This is a genomic window from Kitasatospora sp. NPDC048715, assembly GCF_043198905.1.
In the GTDB taxonomy this organism is placed as follows: domain Bacteria; phylum Actinomycetota; class Actinomycetes; order Streptomycetales; family Streptomycetaceae; genus Kitasatospora; species Kitasatospora lactacystinica.
The window spans coordinates 539,412-556,448 of sequence record NZ_JBICVH010000001.1 but is presented as its reverse complement, the minus strand read 5'-3'; the positions used below and the strand labels follow the sequence as shown (position 1 = coordinate 556,448).

The 17,037-nt window shown below is 75.5% G+C and carries 13 protein-coding genes; 7 read left to right on the top strand and 6 right to left on the bottom strand.

The window, feature by feature from the left end; translation table 11 throughout:
- Positions 1-190: 190 nt before the first annotated feature.
- The 4 genes from ACGFSC_RS02520 to ACGFSC_RS02505 form a co-directional block, all read right to left on the bottom strand.
- The gene (locus ACGFSC_RS02520; protein WP_359902714.1) at positions 191-1,153 is read right to left on the bottom strand and encodes a Ppx/GppA phosphatase family protein; all 963 of its coding nucleotides are present in this window, start codon (positions 1,151-1,153) and stop codon (positions 191-193) included.
- A 258-nt stretch (positions 1,154-1,411) separates the two neighbouring features.
- Entirely contained in the window at positions 1,412-2,638 is a 1,227-nt protein-coding gene (locus ACGFSC_RS02515) for an SUKH-4 family immunity protein (RefSeq protein WP_359902711.1), read from the bottom strand.
- Positions 2,639-3,936: 1,298 nt separating this feature from the next.
- Positions 3,937-6,741 carry a toxin glutamine deamidase domain-containing protein gene (locus tag ACGFSC_RS02510; RefSeq protein ID WP_359910525.1) on the bottom strand — a complete coding sequence of 935 codons (2,805 nt, stop codon included), beginning with the start codon at positions 6,739-6,741 and terminating at the stop codon, positions 3,937-3,939.
- Between the two features lie 26 nt (positions 6,742-6,767).
- Positions 6,768-7,289, bottom strand: coding sequence for a hypothetical protein (locus ACGFSC_RS02505; protein WP_359910522.1), 522 nt, complete (start codon positions 7,287-7,289; stop codon positions 6,768-6,770).
- A gap of 238 nt (positions 7,290-7,527) precedes the next feature.
- Here ACGFSC_RS02505 and ACGFSC_RS02500 point away from each other — a divergent pair, with 238 nt between their 5' ends.
- A complete protein-coding gene (locus ACGFSC_RS02500) occupies positions 7,528-8,439 on the top strand; it encodes a hypothetical protein (protein WP_380357502.1) in 912 nt (303 codons plus the stop codon).
- An 87-nt stretch (positions 8,440-8,526) separates the two neighbouring features.
- On the opposite strand, the gene ACGFSC_RS02495 is transcribed toward ACGFSC_RS02500, so the two are convergent.
- The gene (locus tag ACGFSC_RS02495; protein WP_359910519.1) at positions 8,527-9,696 is read right to left on the bottom strand and encodes an NADH-quinone oxidoreductase subunit D; all 1,170 of its coding nucleotides are present in this window, start codon (positions 9,694-9,696) and stop codon (positions 8,527-8,529) included.
- Positions 9,693-10,709, bottom strand: coding sequence for an SAM-dependent methyltransferase (locus ACGFSC_RS02490; protein WP_359910516.1), 1,017 nt, complete (start codon positions 10,707-10,709; stop codon positions 9,693-9,695). The genes ACGFSC_RS02495 and ACGFSC_RS02490 overlap by 4 nt, the downstream gene beginning before the upstream one ends.
- 165 nt (positions 10,710-10,874) lie before the next feature.
- Here ACGFSC_RS02490 and ACGFSC_RS02485 point away from each other — a divergent pair, with 165 nt between their 5' ends.
- The 6 genes from ACGFSC_RS02485 (at position 10,875) to ACGFSC_RS02460 (ending at position 17,033) form a co-directional block, all read left to right on the top strand.
- Positions 10,875-12,071 (top strand): sensor histidine kinase, encoded by a 1,197-nt coding sequence (locus ACGFSC_RS02485; RefSeq protein WP_380357510.1) that lies wholly within the window; start codon positions 10,875-10,877, stop codon positions 12,069-12,071.
- Between the two features lie 88 nt (positions 12,072-12,159).
- Positions 12,160-12,849, top strand: a complete 690-nt coding sequence (locus tag ACGFSC_RS02480) for a response regulator transcription factor (RefSeq protein WP_359910511.1) — start codon at positions 12,160-12,162, stop codon at positions 12,847-12,849.
- 225 nt (positions 12,850-13,074) lie between these two features.
- Positions 13,075-13,938, top strand: a complete 864-nt coding sequence (locus ACGFSC_RS02475) for a Rossmann-like and DUF2520 domain-containing protein (protein ID WP_380357507.1) — start codon at positions 13,075-13,077, stop codon at positions 13,936-13,938.
- The gene (gene panC, locus ACGFSC_RS02470; RefSeq protein WP_359910505.1) at positions 13,939-14,844 is read left to right on the top strand and encodes a pantoate--beta-alanine ligase; all 906 of its coding nucleotides are present in this window, start codon (positions 13,939-13,941) and stop codon (positions 14,842-14,844) included.
- Positions 14,845-14,897: 53 nt separating this feature from the next.
- Positions 14,898-15,347, top strand: coding sequence for an aspartate 1-decarboxylase (gene panD / locus ACGFSC_RS02465; protein ID WP_359910502.1), 450 nt, complete (start codon positions 14,898-14,900; stop codon positions 15,345-15,347).
- A gap of 15 nt (positions 15,348-15,362) precedes the next feature.
- A complete protein-coding gene (locus tag ACGFSC_RS02460) occupies positions 15,363-17,033 on the top strand; it encodes an L-aspartate oxidase (RefSeq protein ID WP_359910500.1) in 1,671 nt (556 codons plus the stop codon).
- Positions 17,034-17,037: the final 4 nt, after the last annotated feature.

Genomic DNA, 17,037 nt, shown 5'->3' with positions numbered 1-17,037 from the left:
GCCCGCTCCCGGGAGTGCGGCCCTCCTGCGTTCCGTCCTCGCCCGCTGGTTGCACCACGGGAGACAGCGTAAGCGGAGCACGCTGCGAACGGGGCGGGATGACCGGCGCAGTGACCATCGGCACGTCGACCCGGCCGCGGTCGATCGACGGCCGGCACTCCGCCGCGCCCGGCGCCCGGGCGCGGCCGGGCTACGGGGTGAGCGCCGGGCGGCGGCGGTCGGCCGGGCTGTCCATGGCGTCCAGGCGGCGCAGGATGATGCCCTCGCGCAGCGCCCACGGACAGACGTCCAGCTCCTGCAGGCCGAACAGGTCCATCGCGGCGTCGGCGACCAGCGCCCCGGCCAGCAGCTGCTTGGCCCGGCCCTCGGAGACGCCGGGGATCTGGGCGCGCTCGGCGACGGTCATCGCGGACAGCCGGGGCAGCCAGGAGGCCAGCCCGCTGCGGGTGAGCCGGCGGTCGGCGTACGGGCCCGCGTCGGCGGGGGCGGCGCCCGTCATCCGGGCCAGCTGCTTGAAGGTCTTGGAGGTGGCGACCGCGTGCCGCGGCGGGCCGAGGCGGTTGATCTCGCCGACCACGGCGGCCAGCTCGGCCCGGATGTGTCGTCTCAGCTCGCGCAGCACCTCCGGGTCGGCGACGTCGCCCGGCAGCCAGCGGGCGGTCAGCCGGCCGGCGCCCAGCGGCAGCGAGCAGGCGACGTCCGGCTGCTCGTCCAGGCCGCAGGCGATCTCCAGCGAGCCGCCGCCGATGTCCAGGTTGAGCAGCCGGCCCGAGGACCAGCCGAACCAGCGGCGGACGGCCAGGAAGGTGAGCCGGGCCTCGTCCTGCCCGGAGAGCACGCGCAGCTCGACGCCGGTCTCGGCGGCCACCCGGCGCAGCACCTCCTCGCCGTTCGCCGCCTCGCGCACGGCGGAGGTGGCGAACGGGAGGATGTCGACGACGCCCTTGTCCTCGGCGACCCGCAGCGAGGAGGCCACATGGCCGACCAGCCGCTCGACGCCGGCCGCGCTGATCGCGCCGTCCGCGTCCAGCAGCTCGGCCAGGCGCAGCTCGGCCTTGTGCGAGTAGGCCGGCAGCGGGGCAGCGCCCGGATGGGCGTCCACCACGAGGAAGTGGACCGTGTTGGAACCTACGTCGAGCACACCGAGTCGCATAACTCTCCACGCTACGCGATGCGGACCCTGGTGAGAGGGGGTGTGACGGTATTCGCGCTGGTCCGGGACCGGGCGGCGGGGCCGACGGCCATCCGGCGGCGGTCCGGCGGCCCGGGTCGTCCGCGCCCGGACCGTCCGGGCGCTCAGTGGCCGCGCGGGCGGGCGGGGTGCCGGCGGGGTGGGCGGGGTGGGCGGGGTGCCGGCGGTGCGGGTGGGCGACGGTACCGGTGACGGCCGACCTGTTGTGACGGCCGACCGTCACAACAGGCCGTCCCACAGCTGCTCCACGATGACGGCCCACCAGTTCTCCGGGTCGGCGAACACCGTGCCGTCCACCTCCGCCAGCGCGCGTTGCAGGGCGTCCACCGCCCCGCCCGCGGCCACCGGGTCGAGCCCGCGCAGAGCGGGCCACCAGCCGGCGAACACCTCCAGGCAGCGGACGAAGGCGCGCAGGCTCTCATTGCAGTGACGGACGGTCGCGTAGTCCGGGTCCACCGCCCGGACGGCGCCGTCCACCGGGCCGAGGGCCAGCAGCGCCCAGCCGTCCGTCCCCAGCACCAACTGCCCGGCGAGCGCCAGGCGCTCCCGCTCGGCCGCCCGGGTGCCGCGCCCGGACTCGGCCAGCCACGCGGCGAGCGGGGGCAGGACGGTGCCCCGGCGGGTGCCGTCGGCGATCGCCTCCGCGCCCGGGTGGTGCAGCGCGAAGAACCCCGGCACGGCCACCGGGACACCCACCGCCAGCAGCAACGCGGCCGCGTCCCCGGGCAGTTCGGCGCGGGCGACGTCCGCCGGCTCGAAGCGCTGGACGCCCGCCGGGCCGAACCGCTCCGCGAGCCGGGCGGCGAGCGCGGTGTCGGACTCGTCGGCCGCCTCGCCCGCCGGATGTGCCCCGCCCGGTGCGCGGGGGAAGGGCACCCGGTTGCGGGCCGGACCGTCCGGCGACGCGGGCAGCGCCCGTACTGCGGCGGCCCGGTGGTCGAAGCGCGGGCCGTACGGGAGCTCGAAGTCGATCCGGGCATGAGGCAGTTCGGCGGTCAGCGCGTACGACCAGTAGCCGCCGGGCAGGGCGCTCATCCGCAGGTCGGTCCGGACGGCGAGCACGTCCTCGGCCGCCACACCCTGCTCGCGCAGCCACCACCAGCCGCGCAGCGCCGGGTGCGGCAGGCCCGCCGCGGAGCGCAGGGCCAGCGACCGTTCCTCACCCGTGTCGTCCCGGTAGGTCAGCTCGGCCCGGGCACCCCGGCCGGTCGCCGGCGGGAGGATCGGATCGTAGCCGCCGGCGCCCACGAAGTCCCGGTACAGCCCGACCACTTCGTCCACCGGCACCGAGGGCCACAGCGTGAACCGTCCGCTCTCCCGGTCCACCACGGCACAGGCCGCCCCCACCTCCTCGGGCGCCCGCCGCTCCCCCGTCCGCGGGTCGACCACCACCCGGGCGGGCTCCGCCCACACCACCCAGCCGAGCTCGAACTCGTGGGTGCACACCCGCCGCACCGCCCCGGCACCCTGCGGCAGATCCCCGTTGACCCACCGGTGCCCCGCCTCCACCGCCTGCGCCCGAGAAATCACCCGGCCACCCCCGTCCCGTCCACTCCCCGCCGCCCATCCCGGCCCGACCCGCGACCCTACGCCCGCGCCCCACGCCCGCACCAAGCCTCAAGCACCAAGCACCAAGCACCGGAAGCGCAGCCCCTCATGCACGAGAAGTCGGCCCCGCCGACTTCCCACGCGGGCGTCCACATCCCCTGCCGCCCCGCAGCCGGCACCGGAAGAACGAATATGACGTCCGGTCTACATATTCACGCGCAGACCCAAGCCCGCCCGGACCGGATCCGCGTGAGAAGTCGGCCCGGCCGACTTCTCACGCGCCCCTCCCCCTCCAAAGCCACCACGGCGAACCGCACGGGACCCAGCCACTCCCCCACACCCCCAGCACGCGACCGCGAAAAGTCGACCCAGTCGACTTCCTACGCATCACCCCGGTGAATATGTCGGTCGGTCTACATATTTCTCCCAGAACCGACCCCAGCCACCCCAAATACACACAGAAAGTCGGCCCGGCCGACTTCTCACGTGGGCCCCTCCGCAACCGCGCATTCCACCGCCGAGGAGCAGCACCGCGGGCCACGCAGAAAGTCGACCCGGCCGACTTCTCACGCATCCCTTCCCCCTCCAGGGCCACCATGGCGAACTGCACGGGACCAGCCACTCCCCCACACCCCCAGCACGCGACCGCGAAAAGTCGACCCAGTCGACTTCCTACGCATCACCCCGTTGAATATGTCGGTCGGTCTACATATTTCTCTCAGACCCGAACCCAGCCACCCCAAATACACACAGAAAGTCGGCCGGGCCGACTTCTCACGCAGACTCCTCCGCAACCACGCATTCCACCGCCGACGGGCAGCGCCGCGGGCCACGCAGAAAGTCGGCCTGGTCGACTTCCTGCGCAACCTCTCACGAACCCCACCATGGCCTGCCGCCCCCACACCCCGTCGCGCGGGCAAGTGGAAACGGACCAGCTGGCTTCCCACGCGGCTCCCACTTTCCGCGAGGGCACCCTGGCCAGCTGCGCGAGAAGTCGGCGGGGTCGACTTCTCGCGCGGGCTCCTCCCATTTCCGCGCATTCCACCGCTCAGGAACACCATCGCGGGCTGCCGCACAGGAAGTCGGCGGGATCGACTTCCCACGCGGGCTCCTCCCGCTACCGCGCATTCCACCGCTGAGGGGCAGCGTGGCGGGCCGCGCGGGAAGTCGGACGGGCCGACTTCCCGCACTGGGGGTCAGGGGGTGGGGGTGAGGGGGCGGCCTTCGGGGGTGAGGGCGATGGCCCAGAGGCCGTGGGTGGCGGGGTGGAGGGGGGTGGGGGCCCGGCGGGCGAGCTGGTGGTCGAGGTAGGTGACGGTGTCCTGGTGGTTGACGGCGTTCCAGGCGTGCGGGCGGCCGTAGGCGTCGAGGGTGAGGAGTAGCGCCTGGGAGCCGTGGCCGGCGCGGCGGAGGTCCTCGGCGAGGCGGTCGAAGGCCCGGCCGCCGTCGCCCAGGTCCCGGAAGGGGGCGCCGAGTTCGCGTTCGGCGCGGTCCCGGCCGCCGCGTTCGCCGGCGTCGCCGTCGGTGGGGATGCGCGGGGCCGCGCAGGTCGGGCGGCCGGTGTGGCACTCGACCGCCGAGAGGGCGATCTCCAGGCTGTTGTTGGCCCGGCCCGGTTCGCGGTAGCCGCCGTCGTTGACGGCCTCCGCCCAGCCGCCGGCCGCCGGGTCGGGGTGGCGGACGGGCAGGCCGTCCTCGTCCCGGGGCGCGCGGCGTTCGAGTTCGGCCTGGTGCTGCGGGTCGACCGGCGCGAGCCCGCCCGGCAGGCCGTACGGACGGCTGTCGGCGATGCCGCGCAGCCGGACCGCCGGGTCGTCCGGCCGGGCTCCGCGCCGTGCGCGCAGGGCGAGTTGGAGGGCCATCGCGTGGGCGGTCGCGACCGGGACCGCGCCCCAGGCGAGGGTCGGGTCGGCGAGTCCCGCCGCGTTCTCCCGCCTCCGGGCCTCCACCGGGTGGGTTTCGGGTCGGCCGATCACCGGGGTGGTCCCGACGATCGGGGGTGCGGCCGGGGGTGGCGGCGCGGCGTGGACGGGCGGCGGTCCGACGACCGGGTGCGGTGCCGCACCGGCCGGGGTCCGGGCCACCGGCGCGCCGGGCTGCGGCCCGCCGACGGCCGGCCCACCGACGGCCGACCCGCCGCCCGCCCCGACACCGCTGCCGAACGGCGCCGCCACGTTCACGGGCCCGCCGGCGGCGCCCGCCAGCGGCCCGGGCCCGACGGTGCCGACGGGCCCGGCCGGTCCGGCCGGCTGGTACCCGCCGTACACCGGAGTCCCGAACTGCCCGGGCACTGCGACCGGCCGGACCGGCGGAGGAGCGTCCGGCGCCGGTCCGTACGCCGGTCCGTACACCGGGCCGGACGCGGGGCCACCGGCGGACGGCGCGGTGACGGGCGCGGCCGGCGCACTCACCGAGTCCGTCCGCACGGTCACCGGCCCACCTCCGCCAACACCACCCGCACCGCCACCCGCACCGCCACCGCCACCGCCGTGCGCGGAGGCCGCGGGCGCCTGGAGCGGGTAGTCCCCGTCCGCCCGGACCGCCGGCCCGCCGCCCTGCCGGACCGGCGCGACCGCGGACGGCGCGGACGGCGCGGACGACGCCGGTGGCGACCAGTCACCGCCCCCGCTCCCCGTCGCCCGGTGCTGCCCCGGCGGGCCGCCGGCGGCGGCGTACCCGCCCCCGGCCCCGCCCGCCGACGCCCCCGCCGACGCCCCGGCCGTCGCGTTCGCCGCGACCGCCACGTCCGGCCCACCGACGACCGCCCCCGGATCCGCCACCGCAACCGAGGCCACCGTCACCACGCCCGGCGTCCTCGGGTCCGCCGGCCCGCCGGGCGTCCCACCCGTGCCCGGCCCCCCGGCGCCCGGCCCATCCGGTCCCCCCGGTCCCTCCGGCCCGCCCGCCCCCGGCGTCAGCCCGGCGAGCGGCACCCCGCGGACCGCCTTGCCGTTCTCGTCGGTGAGCACCGGCTGCCCGTGCTCGTCGAGCCGGACGGCGAGGTCCGCCACCCCGACCACCGGCTTGCCGTCCGGCCCGGGGACGACCAGCAGCCCGGTGGCGTCGGCCACCGGTGTGCCATCGGCGCGGAGGATGACCGGCTGCCCGTCCTGGCCGAGGACGGGCGTGCCGTGCTCGTCCACCTTGACCGTCAGCCCGGGCACGCCGACCAGCGGCTTGCCGTCCTTCCCGGCGAGCAGGACCAGCCCGGAGCCGTCCGCGCCGAGCACGCCCGGTTCGCCGAGGGCGGCGGGCAGCCCGGCGGCGAGCGGGTCGAACGCGCCGCCGCGGTACGAGGCGGCGGTGATCCCCGTCCCCTGCGCGGTGCCGAGCTTCAGCAGGGCGACGGCGGCCGGTTCCTTGAGCACGCCGGACAGGGCGTCCTTCATGGCGCGGCCGAGTTCGGCGAGCAGTCCGCCGATCTTCAGCCCGGCGGCCTCGACGGCGACGGCCGCCACGCCCGCCGCGACCTGCTCGGTGGCGGTGTTCCTCAGCTTGGACGCGAAGCCGCCGACGGCCTTCTCCAGTCCGCCGACCACCCCGCTCCGCGCCGGGTCGCCGCCTGCCGTCGCGGCGACCTCGGCGACCTCGGCGGCCGTCTGCTTGGCCTTGGCCGCCTGCTCCTCGGCGTGCCGGAGTTCGGCGGCGAGCTGCTGCAGGGTCGCGACGATCTCGGCCTTGCAGGTGTCCACGGCGCGCGCGGCGGTGTCGAAGGCCCCGGCGACCAGCCCGACCGCGCTGTGCGCGTCGTCCAGGTGGCCCTTGTTGCCGGCGCTGAAGCTCTGCCAGTACGTGCCGAAGGCCTCGACCGCGTGGCCGGAGTTGTCGGCGGTGACCCGCCGGACGGACTCGCCGCAGCGGCGGGTGAGCCGGTCGGCCTCCTTGCCGAACTCGCGCCAGACCCCGGCGGCCCTGCGCAGGCCCTCCTCGTCGGCCTGCGGCCACTGCTGGCCGGTCCGGGCCAGCACCGGGACCAGTTCCTCGGGCAGTTTCCGGGACACGCGCTTCCCCCTTCGAGCCGGGTCCGTCAGACCGACATGTCCTTGGGGACGGCGGGAGCCGCCCCCGGGGTTGCCCCCGGCGCCGTGGAGTGCACCGCGGGCGCCACCGGCGAGGCCCCCGGCACCCCTGGGACCGCCGCCGGCCCCGGCACCGCCGCGCCTGCCGCGGCCCCCGGCACCACCGAACCTGCCGCCGCCGGCACCGCCGTCGCCCCGAACCCGCTCGCCGCCGAGTTGTCCGCGTCGGCCGTCCGCGCGGCCATGGTGTGCAGCCCGGCCCCGACGCCGGTCACCCTCCCGGCCAACCCGCGCAGCCCGCCGACGAGTTCACCGCGCGCCTGCCCGTACACGGCGGCGAAGCCGCTGCCCGGCCGGTCCGTCCCCCAGGGCGCACCGAGCGCGGCGAGGCCCTGTTCCAGGGCGGTGACGGCTTTCGCCAGCTCGCCGCCGAGCTTCTCGAACTCCCGCCCCTCGCCGTGCAGTTCCCACGGCTTGAGGACGAACTCCCCGCCCGCGCGGCCGGACGCCCCGGTGCTGCCGCCTGCCATCCCCGTACCTCCCCGTCACGGGCCGGTGGCGGCCCGGTAGCGGTCCGTGGCGGACCGGCCGCCATCGTAGGCCCGCCTCCGGACCCGCCCGCAGGGCCCGCCGGACCTCTTCACCCCGCCTTCACGCCGTTCGGCCCCGCCGCTCAGGCCCCGCTTCGGCTTCGCTTCGGCCCCGCTTCGGGCCCCGCCACCGGTCCCGCCACCGCGCTCCCGCCGCCGAAAGCTCTACCCTTGCCGGGTGGCACCAGCAGAAACGTCCAAGAAGAAGTCCAAGGCGAAGCCCGAGGCCGCCCCCGCCCCCGTCGATCTCGCGATGCCGACCCTGCGGCGCGAGATCCCTCGCGACGAGGTCCCGCTCGACTTCCCCCGCGCCTGGGTCGAGTTCGCCGACCCCGCCGACGAGGAGCAGGTCTTCCGCTGCGACCTCACCTGGCTGACCTCCCGCTGGTCCTGCGTCTTCGGCCAGGGCTGCCACGGCATCCGCGAGGGCCGCGGCGAGTCGGACGGCTGCTGCACGCTCGGCGCGCACTACTCGGACGAGGACGACGAGAAGCGCGTCCTGGGGCACGCGGCCCGGCTGACCCCCGAGCTGTGGGAGAACTTCGCCGAGGGCACCGACGCCGAGGGCCGGATCACGTCCGACGGCGGCATCACCATGCTGGACGAGGACGGCGACCGCCAGACCCGCCGGGTCGGCGGCGCCTGCATCTTCGTGAACAGCCCGGACTTCGCGGGCGGGGCCGGCTGCGCGCTGCACGCGCTCGCGCTCAAGGAGGGCCGCGAACCGCTGGAGACCAAGCCGGACGTCTGCTGGCAGCTGCCGGTCCGCCGCACCTACGACTGGATCGACCGCCCCGACGACACCCGCTACCTCCAGGTCACGATCGGCGAGTACGACCGCCGCGGCTGGGGCCCGGGCGGCCACGACCTGCACTGGTGGTGCACCGGTGCCCCGGCGGCGCACCAGGGCGCGGAGGCGGTGTACGTCAGCTACCGCCCCGAGCTCACCGAGCTGATGGGACGGAAGGGGTACGAGGTGCTGGCCCGGCTGTGCGAGGAGCGGATCGCCACCAAGGGCGACCGCAAGGTGGCCCCGCACCCGGCGGACCCGGTCAGGAAGTCCAAGAAGGACCGACCGGCGAAGGACTGACCGGCCCCACCGGTCGGCACCCGGCACCACCCCCGCCCGCCGGCACCGGCCCCACCGGTCGGCCCCGGCCCACCCGCCGGCACCGCCCTACTTGTCGATGTCGCCGACCACGAAGAACATCGACCCCAGGATCGCCACCATGTCCGCGACCAGCGTCCCCGGCAGCAGCTCGGTCAGCACCTGGACGTTGTTGAAGGACGCCGAGCGCAGCTTGAGCCGCCACGGCGTCTTGTCGCCGCGCGAGACCAGGTAGTAGCCGTTGATCCCGAGCGGGTTCTCGGTCCACGCGTAGGTGCTGCCCTCGGGCGCCTTGAGCACCTTGGGCAGCCGCTGGTTGACCGGGCCGGGCGGCAGCGTGGCGAGCTTGTCGAGGCAGGCGTCGGCGAGGTCCAGCGAGTTGAGGGTCTGCTCCAGCAGGCACTCGAAGCGGGCCAGGCAGTCGCCCTCCTCGCGGGTGACCACGGTGAGCACCTGGCGCAGTTCCTCGGAGCCGTACGCGAGGTACGGCTCGTCGCGGCGCAGGTCGAGGTCGAGGCCGCCGGCCCGGGCGATCGGGCCGCTGACGCCGTACGCCTCGGCCTGCGCCCGGGTGAGGATGCCGACGCCGGCGGTGCGGGCGCGGAAGATCTCGTTGCCGAGGACGAGGTCCTCGAAGACCGGCAGCTGCGAGCGCACGGTGGCGACGGCGGTGCGGACCCGGCCGAGCCAGCCGGCCGGCAGGTCCTCCTTGAGGCCGCCGACCCGGTTGAACATGTAGTGCATCCGGCCGCCGGAGGCCTCCTCCAGCACGTGCTGGAGGTCTTCGCGGCCGTTGAAGGCGTGGAAGACCGGGGTGATCCCGCCGAGCTCCAGCGGGTACGAGCCGAGGAACATCAGGTGGTTGAGCACCCGGTTGAGCTCGGCGAGCAGGGTGCGGATCCACACCGCCCGCTCGGGGACCTCCATGCCGAGCATCCGCTCGACGGCCATGACGACGCCGAGCTCGTTGGAGAAGGCGGAGAGCCAGTCGTGCCGGTTGGCCAGCATGATGATCTGCCGGTAGTCCCGGGCCTCGAACAGCTTCTCGGCGCCCCGGTGCATGTAGCCGATCACCGGCTCGGCGCTCACGATGCGCTCGCCGTCGAGCAGCATCCGAAGCCGCAGCACGCCGTGGGTGGCCGGGTGCTGCGGGCCGATGTTGAGCACCATGTCGGTGGTGCCCGCCGCGCCGGTGAAGTTCTCGGCTCCCGCCCCGATGCCGACCGTGGTCTCCCTCATGCCCCCAGAGTCTGCCATCCCGGCAGGGGCGCCAGGCTCGCAGGTTCCGACATCCGGACGGCCTGCACCAGCCACCCGAACCCGCCCAGCCCGCCCGGGTCGGTCAGTTCGGCCCCCTCCCCCGCCCCGCTCAGCGCCCGCAGGTAGCCGGCCGGGTCGCTGGTGGCCAGCGCGAGCGCCGGGCGCCCGCCGCTCACGCCGAGCGCGCGCAGGGCCTCCCGCTGCGTTGTCCACAGGCTGTGGAGAGCGGGCGCGGCGACGGCGTCCAGCGCGACGTGCGCGGTGACGTCGCAGGAGCCGTCCGGCACCGGGGCCACCTCCCGGCCGTCGCGGAAGCCGGCGTACGTGCCGAACGGCGGCCGCCGCCCGGCGGTGTGCCCGTAGTCGACGGCGACGGCCAGGCCGCACTCCAGCCCGGCCACGGCCCGCGCCCAGGCGGCGTCCCGGGGGCCGCCGAACTCCACCACCTCGCCGGGCTCCGCGACCGGCCACCAGCGGGCGGCCCAGGCCGCGTCGGCCTCCGACACCGGCTCGCCGAGCCGCTGCTCCCCGGTCGCGGTGTCCACCTCGACGTAGCGCAGCACCCCGTCCTCGTCGACCTCGCCGGCGTCCAGCGGGACGTTGTCCAGCCACTCGTTGGCGAACAGCAGCCCGGTCACCCCGCGCGGCGGCTCGTCCGTCCACAGGGCTGTGGACGGCAGTCCGGCCGGGCGGTCGGCGATCTCCACGCCGTACGGGCGCAGCCGCGCCAGCACCTGCGCGGGCAGCTCGGCCAGGACGCCGGTGAGCAGTTCGCCCCGCCCGGCCCCCAGGTCGACCAGGGCCAGCTCCTCCGGACGACCGAGGGCCGCGTCAACCTCCAGCAGCAGCCGGGCCACCGCACGGGCGAACCTCGGCGAGGCGTGCACGGAGGTGCGGAAGTGCCCGGCGGGGCCCTCCGGCCTGCGGTAGAAGCCCCGCCCGGGGTCGTACAGGGCTTGTTCCATGGCGGGCGCCCACCGCATCCAAGTCATGGGGTGGGACGCTACCCGGCGCCGGACCGCCCCTCCCCATCGGATCAGGTGCTTCTCCGACCTACGGAGTAGGACGGATCGCCCTACCGGCGGACCTGGGCACGCCGGGCGACTGCCTACGCTGGACACGTGCATCGACTCAACGCCTGGCTCCGCCGTCACCCCATGGTGGTCGACGCCGCCTGGGCGTCGATGGTGCTGTTCTTCGGCCTGCTGCCGAACGACGCCTCCCTCGACGAGGGCTGGCGCTCCGACGCCTCGATCCTGGTCGCGGTGCTGCTGCCGCTGCTGATGGTCTTCCGGCGGCGCTACCCCGACCTCACGGTGGCCGCCGCCGCGGGCATCGGTGTCGGCCAGGTGGTCGCGAACGTGTCGCCGGGCGGCTCCTCGATCGCCTACCTGGTCTTCGCCTACACCGGCGCCGCCTTCGGCCAGAAGTGGACCTCCCGGCTGGCCCTGGTGGCCGGCCTGGCCGCCGGGCCGCTGGTGTTCTGGCAGATGAAGCCGGTGAAGACGGTCTTCGACCGGGCGGGCGACGCGCACACCCGCCCGTACACCTTCGGCGAGGCGGCGCTGATCACGCTGCTGATGAGCACGCCGTTCATCCTCTGCTGGGCCTGGGGCCGGCTGACCAGGGTGCGCCGCGCCTACCTGACCGAGCTGGAGGACCGCGCCGCCCGGCTGGAGCGCGAGCGGGACGCCCAGTCCAAGGTGGCGGTCGCCGCCGAGCGGGCCCGGATCGCCCGCGAGCTGCACGACGTGGTCGCGCACAACGTCTCGGTGATGATCGTCCAGGCCGACGGCGCCGCGTACGTCCTGGACAACTCCCCGCAGCAGGCGAAGGAGGCGCTCGGCACGATCGCCTCCACCGGCCGCCAGGCGCTGGTCGAGATGCGCCGCCTGCTGGGCGTGCTGCGCACCTCCGACACCAAGGCCGAGGAGTACGTGCCGCAGCCGGGCGTCGAGGAGCTGCCGGAGCTGCTGGAGCAGGTCCGCACGGCCGGACTCGACGTGGACTACGCCACCTCCGGGCAGCCGCGCGAGCTGCCGCGCGGCGTCGAGCTGACCGTCTACCGGATCGTCCAGGAGGCGCTCACCAACGTCCGCAAGCACGGCGGCCCCGACGTCCACGCCCGGGTCGCGGTCGACTTCGGCGAGCGCGAGCTGGCCGTCCTGGTGGAGGACGACGGGCGCGGCAGCACCGACGAGCAGCTGGTCGCCGGCGGCGTGGACGGTCTCGGCCACGGCCTGATCGGCATGCGCGAGCGCGTCGGCATGGTCAGCGGCAGCCTCGACGTGGGCCCCCGCCCCGGCGGCGGCTTCCGGATCCGCGCCGTCCTGCCGCTCAGGACGGCCCACTAGCCCCTCCGTCCGGCCCCCGCCCCCAGCCCCCAGCCCCCGTCCAGTCCTCAGCCCCCGTCCGCCGTCCATCCCCCCAAGGAGTCCCACCTTGACCATCCGCGTGATGCTCGTCGACGACCAGGAACTGCTGCGCACCGGCTTCCGGATGATCCTCCAGTCACAGGGCGACATCGAGATCGCCGCCGAGGCGGGCGACGGCGCGCAGGCCCTGGAGCAGCTGCGGCGCACCGAGGTGGACGTGATCCTGATGGACGTCCGCATGCCGCGGCTGGACGGCGTGCAGGCGACCCGCCGGATCTGCCTGGCCGAGGACGGCAGCCCGCTGCCGAACGCCCCGCACGTGCTCATCCTCACCACCTTCGACCTGGACGAGTACGCCTTCGCCGCGCTCAAGGCCGGCGCCAGCGGCTTCCTGCTCAAGGACGTCCCGCCGACCGAGCTGGTGGCCGCGATCCGCGCGGTGCACGGCGGGGACGCGGTGGTCGCCCCGACCACCACCCGCCGGATGATCGACCGCTTCGCCGAGGTGCTGCCCACTCCGCAGAGCGCGCCCGGCTCGGACGTCCTCGGCCCGCTGACCGAGCGCGAGCGGGAGGTGTTCCTGCTGGTCGCCCAGGGGCTGTCGAACGGCGAGATCGCGGCCCGGCTGGTGCTCTCCGAGGCGACCGTGAAGACCCATGTCGGCCGGATCCTGGCCAAGCTGGGCCTGCGCGACCGGGTCCAGGCCGTGGTGCTGGCGTACGAGGCCGGGCTGATCCGCGCCGGGGCCACCGACTGAGCCGCCGAGGCGGATCCGCTCCGGCGTTCGGGCGCGCCCGTAGACTGGGGCGGTACGTCCGGTACCCGTCGAGTGGACTGGAACGGTCATTCAGGACAAGGCAGGACAAGGGTGGACGTGAATCCGTCCGGCTTCGCCGACTCCGGCGAGTTCGCCCCGCTCGCCGACGGTCTCGGCGACCAGGTCTTCGGTGCTCCCGGCGACCCCGGCAACCGCCCGGCCCGGCTGGCCGTCGGCGTGGTCGGCACCGGCAGGGTCGGGCCCGCGCTGGGCGCGGCGCTGCAGCTCGCCGGGCACACCGTCGTCGCCGCCTCCGGGGTGTCCGCCACCTCCCGCCGCCGCGCCGAGGCGCTGCTGCCGGGCGTGCGGATCGTCACCCCGCCGCAGGTGCTGGCCGCCGCCGACCTGGTGCTGCTGACCGTGCCGGACGACGCGCTGGCCGATCTGGTGACCGGGCTGGCGGCCACCGGCGCGGTCCGCCCCGGACAGCTGCTCGTGCACACCTCCGGCGCGCACGGCGTCGCCGTCCTGGAACCCGCCACCCGGGCCGGGGCGCTGCCGCTGGCCCTGCACCCGGCGATGACCTTCAGCGGCACCTCGGTGGACCTGGCCCGGCTGGCCGGCTGCCCGTTCGGCGTGACCGCCCCCGAGGAGCTGCGGCCGGTCGCCGAGGCCCTGGTGGTGGAGATGGGCGGCGAGCCCGAGTGGGTGCCCGAGGAGGTCCGCCCGCTCTACCACACCGCCCTCGCCCACGGTGCGAACCACCTGGTCACCCTGGTCGCGCAGGCGATGGACCTGCTGCGCACGGCCGGTGTCGCCGAGCCCGGCCGGATGCTCGGCCCGCTGCTCGGCGCCGCCCTGGACAACAGCCTGCGCTCCGGCGACGCGGCCCTCACCGGCCCGGTCGCCCGGGGCGACTCGGGCACCGTGCGGCGCCACCTGGCGCAGCTCAGTACGGTGTCCCCGGACATCCCGGCGGCCTACCGTGCGATGGCCCGCGCCACCGCGCAGCGGGCGCTCGCCAACGGAACGATCGACGAAACGTCGGCGGCGGCGCTGCTGGACGTACTGAACGAGGAGAAGCGCTAGATGGCACGCGGCAAGCAGTCGAACAAGCCCCAGCGGACGCCCAAGGTCCACCGGGCCGTCGTGACCCGCACCGTGAACGAATTCGAGGCCGCGTTCTGGCCGGACGAGCAGCCGGTGGACAACGCCGTCGTGATGACCATGGGCGCGCTGCACGAGGGCCACGCCGCGCTGATCCGGGCCGCCCGCAGGCAGGTCGGCCGGGACGGCCGGGTCGCGGTGACGGTCTTCGTCAACCCGCTGCAGTTCGGCGCCGGCGAGGACCTGGAGCGCTACCCGCGCAGCCTCGACGAGGACGTGCGGCTGGCCGAGGAGAACGGCGCCGACGTGGTCTTCGCGCCGTCCGTCGAGGAGGTCTACCCGAACGGCGAGCCGCAGGTGCGCATGGCGGCCGGCCCGATGGGCGAGCGCTACGAGGGCGCCACCCGGCCCGGCCACTTCGACGGCGTGCTGACCGTGGTCGCCAAGCTGCTGCACATCACCGACCCGGACTTCGCCTTCTTCGGCGAGAAGGACGCCCAGCAGCTGGCGATCATCCGGCGGATGGTCGCCGACCTGGACTTCGACGTGGAGATCGTCGGCGTGCCGACCGTCCGCGAGGAGGACGGCCTGGCGCGGTCCTCGCGCAACCGCTACCTCTCGGAGCAGGAGCGCGCGCAGGCGCTCGCCCTGTCCAAGGCCCTGTTCGCCGGCCGGGACGCCGCCGCGCAGGGCCCGAAGGCCGTCCGCGAGGCCGCCGCGGCCGCCCTGGACGGCGCCGAGGGCGTCACCCCGGACTACCTCGCCCTGATCGACCCGCACGACTTCTCGGAGGCGGCGGACGACTTCCAGGGCGAGGCGGTGCTGGCCGTCGCCGCGAAGGTGGGCGCCACCCGCCTGATCGACAACGTCCACGTCATCTGCCGCTGAACCACCGGCACCACCCCCCTTCCGGCATGCACTCACAGGAGGCGTGACCCGCAATGCTCCGCACCATGCTCAAGTCCAAGATCCACCGGGCCACCGTGACCCAGGCCGACCTGCACTACGTGGGATCCGTCACGGTGGACGAGGACCTGCTCGACGCCGCCGACCTGCTCCCCGGCGAGCTGGTCCACATCGTCGACATCAACAACGGCGCCCGGCTGGAGACGTACACGATCGCCGGCCCGCGCGGCTCCGGCGTGATCGGCATCAACGGCGCCGCCGCCCGTCTGGTCCACCCGGGCGACCTGGTCATCCTCATCGCCTACGGGCAGATGGACACCGCCGAGGCCAAGGGCTACGAGCCGAAGGTCGTCTTCGTGGACGAGCGGAACCGGATCACCGGCCTGGGCGGGGACCCGGCCGAAGCCCAGGAGGGCACCGGACTGCTGCGCGGCGACGCGGCGTACGGTGGCGGCAACGGCGCGGCCGACGCCGCCTCGCGCTGAAGGAGCCACCCACCGATGTCCACGCACCGCCTCACCGCCCCGGCCCCCGGCTGGACCGCCACCACCGACGTGGTCGTGGTCGGTTCCGGGGTCGCCGGCCTCACCGTCGCGCTCAACGTCCGCAAGGCCGGCCTGCGGGCCATGGTGGTCACCAAGGCCGTGCTGGACGAGGGCTCCACCCGCTGGGCCCAGGGCGGCGTCGCGGCCGCCCTGGGCGACGGGGACACCCCCGAACAGCACCTGGACGACACCCTGGTGGCCGGCGCCGGCGTCTGTGACGAGGAGGCCGTCCGCACCCTGGTCACCGAGGGCCCGGACGCCGTCCGCCGGCTGATCGCCACCGGCGCCCTGTTCGACCGGGGCGAGGACGGCGAGATCCTGCTGACCCGCGAGGGCGGCCACCACCGCCGCCGGATCGTCCACGCGGGCGGGGACGCGACCGGCGCCGAGATATCGCGCGCCCTGGTCGCCGCCGTCCGCACCGACCCGCACATCGAGCTGATCGAGCACGCGCTCGTCCTCGACCTGCTGACCGACGCGGCGGGCCACGCCGCCGGACTGACCCTGCACGTGATGGGCGAGGGCCAGCGCGACGGCGTCGGCGCCGTCCGGGCCCGCGCGGTGGTGCTCGCCACCGGCGGCATGGGCCAGGTCTTCTCCGCCACCACCAACCCGGCGGTCTCCACCGGCGACGGCGTGGCACTGGCCCTGCGGGCCGGCGCCGCCGTCACCGACCTGGAGTTCGTCCAGTTCCACCCCACCGTGCTCTGGCTCGGTCCGGAGGCCGAGGGCCAGCAGCCGCTGGTCTCCGAGGCGGTCCGCGGCGAGGGCGCCCACCTGGTGGACGCGGACGGCGTCCGCTTCATGGTCGGACAGCACGAGCTGGCCGAGCTGGCCCCGCGCGACATCGTCGCCAAGGCGATCACCCGGCGCATGCAGGAGCAGGGCGCCCAGCACATGTTCCTGGACGGGCGGCACTTCGGCGCCGAGATGTGGGAGCAGCGCTTCCCGACCATCCTCGCCTTCTGCCGCGCCAACGGCATCGACCCGGTCACCGAGCCGATCCCGATCGCCCCGGCCGCGCACTTCGCCTCCGGCGGCGTCCGCACCGACCGGCACGGCCGCACCACCGTCCCCGGCCTGTACGCGTGCGGCGAGGTCGCCTGCACCGGCGTGCACGGCGCCAACCGGCTGGCGTCCAACTCGCTGCTGGAGGGCCTGGTCTTCGCCGAGCGGATCGCCGCCGACCTGGCCGGCCGCGACCGGTCCGGCGAACTGCCCGAGCGCGCGGTGGACGTCGCCGCCGCGCGCGCCGCGCAGCCCGTCCCGCTGCCCCCGTCCGAGGCGCGCGCCGAGATCCAGCGGCTGATGTCGCGCGGCGCGGGCATCCTGCGCTCCGCCGCCTCGATGGCCGACACCGCCGCCGGGCTCGCACTCCTCGCCGAACAGGCCTACGCCCACGTCGCCGAGGAGAAGCCGGCCGACCCCCGGGTGGAGACCTGGGAGGCCGCCAACCTGCTGCTGGTCGCCACCGCCCTGGTCGCGGCCGCCGCGCAGCGCGAGGAGACCCGCGGCTGCCACTGGCGCGAGGACTTCCCCGAGCGCGACGACGCCCACTGGCGGCGCCACCTGATCACCACCCTCGCCGCCACCGGCGGTCCCGTCAGCACCCCTGAGGAGCAGTAGAACC